Consider the following 5046-nt stretch of genomic DNA (forward strand, 5'->3'; position numbering starts at 1 on the left):
CCGCGCGCGGGCCTTGCCCCCCGCGCCCTTAACGCGCTTCTGCGGCTCAACGCCCACACCATATTGTATGTATCGTGCAATCCGGCCACGCTTGCCCGTGACGCGGCCCGGCTTCGCGGAGCCTACCGACTGGTGGAAATGGCGGCGGTGGACCTGTTCCCCCACACACCGCATGTGGAATGCCTGACCCTGTGGCAAAGCCTGTAAGGTCATGCACCACACATATTTCCGGGCAAAGTCATTGACGCGGCGCAAAAGCTGTGATAATTTACACAGCGTTGGGGTTTATAGCGTCTATCCCTTTAACGCGCGAGAACAAATGCCTGTTCAGCCGCCCCTGAGGGCAGCCGCAGCGCGGGAGGGGTCATGTCGTTCAAAGACTTTCTGAAGCAGCAGCAAAGCGGCCTTGAAGCCATGGCTAACACCGGGGTGATCGGGCTGCATCTGGTCAGCGGGCCTGCCGTGGGATTCGCCATAGGCTATGGCATTGATTACTGGCTGCACACAGGCCCCTGGGGCAAGCTGATTTTTTTGCTTATAGGCATCGCCGCCGGTTTTCTGAATGTTTACCGCGACACCAAGGCGCTGCTGAAAAAGATGGCAAGGCAGGACGCCTTGCGCAAGGGATTGGCCCCGCAAAACGAGGCCACAAGCGTTCTTCCCGGGGAGCAGGGCAAAACCGATGGCCGTGAACGGCAAAAAGAGCATGATACACAGCCTTGACGCCTGGCTTTGGCGGCGAGGGCTTGATCACCCGGCCGTGCGCGTCATGGTGCGCAATGAAATTCTGCTTGCTGCCGCTTTTCTGCTTGCCGGAGCGCTGAGTTTCACGGTACTGCCCTGGATATTCTGGTTTGGTGTGGGCCTGTCCATTATGGCCTGGACGTTCTGGGGGCTGGCACGATTTTTTTTACGTCGGGGCCTGGGCGATTACAGCACAGCTTTTTTGCGTATTGTGATTATCCAGTGGCTTGGCAGGCTTGTCATGGTGGGGGGCATCCTTTATATCTCCCTCATCGTCTATCAGGCTCCAGTGTTCGCACTTGTGGGCGGCATGCTGGCAGGCGGGCTGTGCGCCTTGGTCAGCTTTGCCTTGGCCGGGCGAGCCGCGCGACGCGACACCCCGTGACTAACGCTGCTTTTTAGTTAAGAATGTTATTGCACACTGCCCGCAACCCTCAGCCGCAGCCTCCCCATCAGGGCCTGTGCGCGGCGCGGAAATCCGGCGGCACCCCTTTGCGACCCGGCAAAAGCCTGATTCTGGGTGTGTGAAAATTCGTGTCCCTGCGCTACCTGCGGGCAGCCCGTCTGCCCAATGACGGCAGGGCCGAAACAAAATATTTTTGGGGAATGGCCTTAGGGCTTTACATCAACGTAGCGCCAAGGCGCGCATCGACCAGGAGGCATGGCTCATGGCAGGTGGTTTGCCGCATCCGGTATTGCTCTCCACATTTATGGGCATGGACGAAATCACCATCGGTGGACAGGTGGTGGAATTCAAACATGTGTTCTACTCCTGGGTCTGCATGGCTATCCTGTTTGCGGTGGCCTGGGTCCTGCGCAGACGCCTGACATTAGTGCCGGGCGGCTTGCAGAACTTTTTTGAAGCCCTGGTGGACACCATTGAAAACTTTATCATTTCCACCATGGGCGAGCATGGGCGCAAGTTTGTACCCCTGCTGGCGGGTATTTTCATCTACATTTTCGGCATGAACCTTATGGGCCTTGTGCCCGGTTTCGACGCGCCTACCGCCAACCTCAACACCACGGTCTGTATGGCCCTTTTTGTGCTGGTGTTTTATAACGCCGTGGGCCTTATCCGCTGGAAAACGCACTACATCCATCACTTCACCGGGCCTTCCAAGTTTCTTATTCCGCTTATGTTCCCGCTCGAAGTGGTATCGCATCTTTCCCGTCCGGTTTCACTTTCACTCCGTCTTTTCGGTAACATCCGGGGTGAAGAAATCGTTATGGTGCTGTTCTTCGTCATGGCGCCCATTTTGGGAACCCTGCCCATCTATGCGCTTTTCCTTCTGGGCAAGACCATGCAGGCTTTCGTGTTCTTCATGCTGACCATGTTCTACATCAAGGGCGCTCTTGAGGCTCCCGAACACTAGCCTTGCCGCGGGCGGCTCCGCCGCCCTCCGTACCGGGTGTCCAGCCCGGCGGCGTCTCCTGCCGGACGTAAAACAGGCACTCTATAGTGGGGAATGGTCGTAATGACCCAACAATACAACAGTGCAAGGAGTGTCTCATGCGTAAACTTCTGATGATCGCCCTGAACACCGTGGCCCTTCTGGGTATGGCTACCATGGCTTTCGCCGCCAACCAGCTTGATGCCTCGGCCCTTGGCTACACCTGCCTGGCCGCCGCCCTCGGCATCGGCATTGCCGCCTTCGGTTGCGGCATCGGCATGGGCCTTGGCCTGAAGGGCGCCTGCGAAGGCGTTGCCCGCAACCCCGATGTGAGCGGCAAGATCACCGGTACCATGATTTTGGCCTTTGCCTTTATCGAATCCCTGGCTATTTACGCCCTGGTTATCAGCTTCATTCTGCTGTACGCCAACCCCTACGCGTAAGGCCGGACAAGTTTTGACAAAAAAAGGAGGCTTCGGCCTCCTTTTTTATTTGCCTTTTCTCTTCCGCCTCGCATTACTTCGCGTACTGACCTTTCGCGCGGCCTTGCATACTATCAATTTACGAGGCCTGACGCACTGCATGCATACAGCCTGCTGGCGCATACACCCGCTGCCCTGCGCCTCTAGACAGTGTCGTCACGCGCGCCTTCCCCGGTAGCTCTGCGTCGAACTTCGCCTTTTATTCCGGTCGAGTTCCATAAGAGTACACTCCCTGCATAAAAGACTCGTTCTCCTTGATATACCAAGGAAATCCATCTCGTGACGACACTGTCTAGATCAGATTAACTTTCTAGATCAGATTAACTTTGAAATGCTTCACATTTCAAAGCTTTCATTCAGCCGAAAATGCGATTTTCAGATGAATCCACACCACATTGCGGCGCGCTGCACGTTCATGCAGCGTTAGAGCATTTACACTTTTTCAAAGTTAAAATGCTCTGGCCTTCCGCCTGTCCCTTCCAGCAACCGAACCACTAGAGCAGATTAACTTTGAGAATATACATTCTCAAAGTTGCACGCTCACTTCGGCGTTTAACCGCGCAGAGAAACTGCGCTTACGCCTCCGTAGCGAACGTCTGCTCACGCAGCCGCCCGAGCAATTTAAAAGTTAAATTGCTCTAATCCCGCCCCGTGCCAGGGGCCGCCAGGCACCGGCCAGCCCGGCCCGCCTGCTTGTGGCTTGTCAGGCATTATCGGGTATCGTCAGATATTGTCAGAAATTGCATTATCGGAAATTGTCAGGTACAGGCACGAAAATTTCAATTATTTTGCGCCCGCAGGACGTTTTAGCAAAGCTGATCGCCTTAAAAATAAGGGGATGCCCTGAAAAAACGGATCCCCAACAATCTGCATTGCGAAAATAATGACGAACCATGCGCAACCGTGCAGGTAAAGACCTGAAATATCGGTCTCCATTGGAGTAATCAGCGCATAAACGGCTTGTTTTCAAAGTCTTGGTCTTTTTTGGCAGCGCAGAACATATTCTGAGGCTTGGGGCTTAACCTTTGTACCCTTTTATAGTAGCCTTTTGATCACGAAAAATTCTTTTTGTAACATGCGCGCGTTTTCCCGGCCCAGGCCCGTGGCAAACGGCCACAACCCAAAAGGAACCAGCATGTAACATGCCTTTATAACAAGTAAAAAATGTAACTTAAAATTTACGCGCATGTTGGCTATCTTGTTATCATCACACTGGGGGGCAGCCATCGTCAATGGTTGTGCATGCAACCCAATAGCGCTAGATTGAGCGTGACATTGCCATAGCATAGGATTACGTATATTTTATATGCTCTTGGCAGTAACCATTGACAAAAGCAGCCCGGCTTGCACATTTGCTGATTTTTGATAGACACTTTATTTCACGAGACGACATCTTCCCGTTGACAAGCTCGCGGCTTTCAAAAGGTACTTTTATGGCTAACCAACCCAAAAGCAAACACATTCCCCGCGCAACCATCCAGCGGCTCGCCACATACGTGCAAGTGCTGGAAAATTTTTCGCGCGATAATGTAGAGGTCATTTCCTCCAACCCTCTGGCTGAGGCCTGCGGGGTCAACGGTTCGCAGGTGCGCAAGGACCTTGCCTACTTTGGCGAGTTCGGCATTCGTGGGGTAGGCTACCATGTAAAATCCCTTATCGCCGCCATCACCTCTTCCCTTGGTGTTGACCGCGAATGGCGCATGGCCCTCATCGGTGTCGGCAACCTCGGCAAGGCCATTCTTAACCACGGCGAATTCCGCGCCCGCGGTTTCAACATCGTGGCCATATTCGACTGCGACCCCTTCAAGATCGGCGAAATCGTCCACGGGCTTGAAGTCCACTGCACTCGCGACCTCAAAGACATGGTGTCTGACCTGAACATTGAGATCGGCATCATTACCACCCCGCCTGAAAGGGCGCAGCGGGCGGCCCAGCACCTTATGGACGCGGGCATCACCTCCATCCTGAACTTTGCACCCGCCCGCATCAAGGTTCCTGAACGCATCAATGTGGAATATGTGGATTTTTTCCACCATCTTTACGCCCTGGCCTTCAATCACCCCATGACCCGCTAGGGTTTTGGCCGTGCACCTGAAAAAATGCCGCTTGTTCCGGCCAGGCCGTTGTTATGACGCCCTGGCCTTTTTAACCTGCCTTGTACCGCCCCGCCCGGACTGCACCGGGAGCGACCTTGGCCGCTGCCTGCCTTTTTACGGCCCGGCCGGACTGTGCCTTGGCCTCACACTCGCCCTGCCCTGCTTTCTTTTATATTTCCTGCTGCGCCAGTCCCCTCAAGCCGATCTGCTGCTGTGCGCCGCGCTTGCGGCCTGGCTGTGGATGGGGCTTGAAGCATGGGCCACGCGTGGCTTGCACTGGGATGGTCTGGCCGACCTTGGCGATGCCCGCGGAGATCGGAAGAGCGTCGGGTA

General features: G+C 54.9%; 6 protein-coding genes and 1 pseudogene. All 7 read left to right on the forward strand.

Translation table 11 applies throughout. The features are described from left to right. A pseudogene (locus V6C16_RS07755) lies at positions 1-207 on the forward strand (23S rRNA (uracil(1939)-C(5))-methyltransferase RlmD); the annotation flags it as partial. A 159-nt stretch (positions 208-366) separates the two neighbouring features. Then, positions 367-723 (forward strand): AtpZ/AtpI family protein, encoded by a 357-nt coding sequence (locus V6C16_RS07760; RefSeq protein ID WP_333536510.1) that lies wholly within the window; start codon positions 367-369, stop codon positions 721-723. Then, the gene (locus V6C16_RS07765; protein WP_333536509.1) at positions 707-1129 is read left to right on the forward strand and encodes a hypothetical protein; all 423 of its coding nucleotides are present in this window, start codon (positions 707-709) and stop codon (positions 1127-1129) included. The genes V6C16_RS07760 and V6C16_RS07765 overlap by 17 nt, the downstream gene beginning before the upstream one ends. 283 nt (positions 1130-1412) lie before the next feature. Next, positions 1413-2117: a F0F1 ATP synthase subunit A gene (gene atpB, locus V6C16_RS07770; protein WP_333536508.1), complete on the forward strand. Its 705-nt coding sequence runs from the start codon at positions 1413-1415 to the stop codon at positions 2115-2117. 137 nt (positions 2118-2254) lie between these two features. Beyond that, positions 2255-2578, forward strand: a complete 324-nt coding sequence (gene atpE, locus V6C16_RS07775; RefSeq protein ID WP_015939256.1) for an ATP synthase F0 subunit C — start codon at positions 2255-2257, stop codon at positions 2576-2578. A gap of 1472 nt (positions 2579-4050) precedes the next feature. Continuing rightward, the gene (locus tag V6C16_RS07780) at positions 4051-4692 is read left to right on the forward strand and encodes a redox-sensing transcriptional repressor Rex (protein ID WP_015939258.1); all 642 of its coding nucleotides are present in this window, start codon (positions 4051-4053) and stop codon (positions 4690-4692) included. A gap of 10 nt (positions 4693-4702) precedes the next feature. After that, on the forward strand, positions 4703-5046 hold a 344-nt coding region (locus V6C16_RS07785), incomplete at its 3' end, for an adenosylcobinamide-GDP ribazoletransferase (RefSeq protein ID WP_333542972.1).

Source organism: Desulfovibrio sp. 1188_IL3213, assembly GCF_036763145.1.
Taxonomy (GTDB): domain Bacteria; phylum Desulfobacterota; class Desulfovibrionia; order Desulfovibrionales; family Desulfovibrionaceae; genus Desulfovibrio.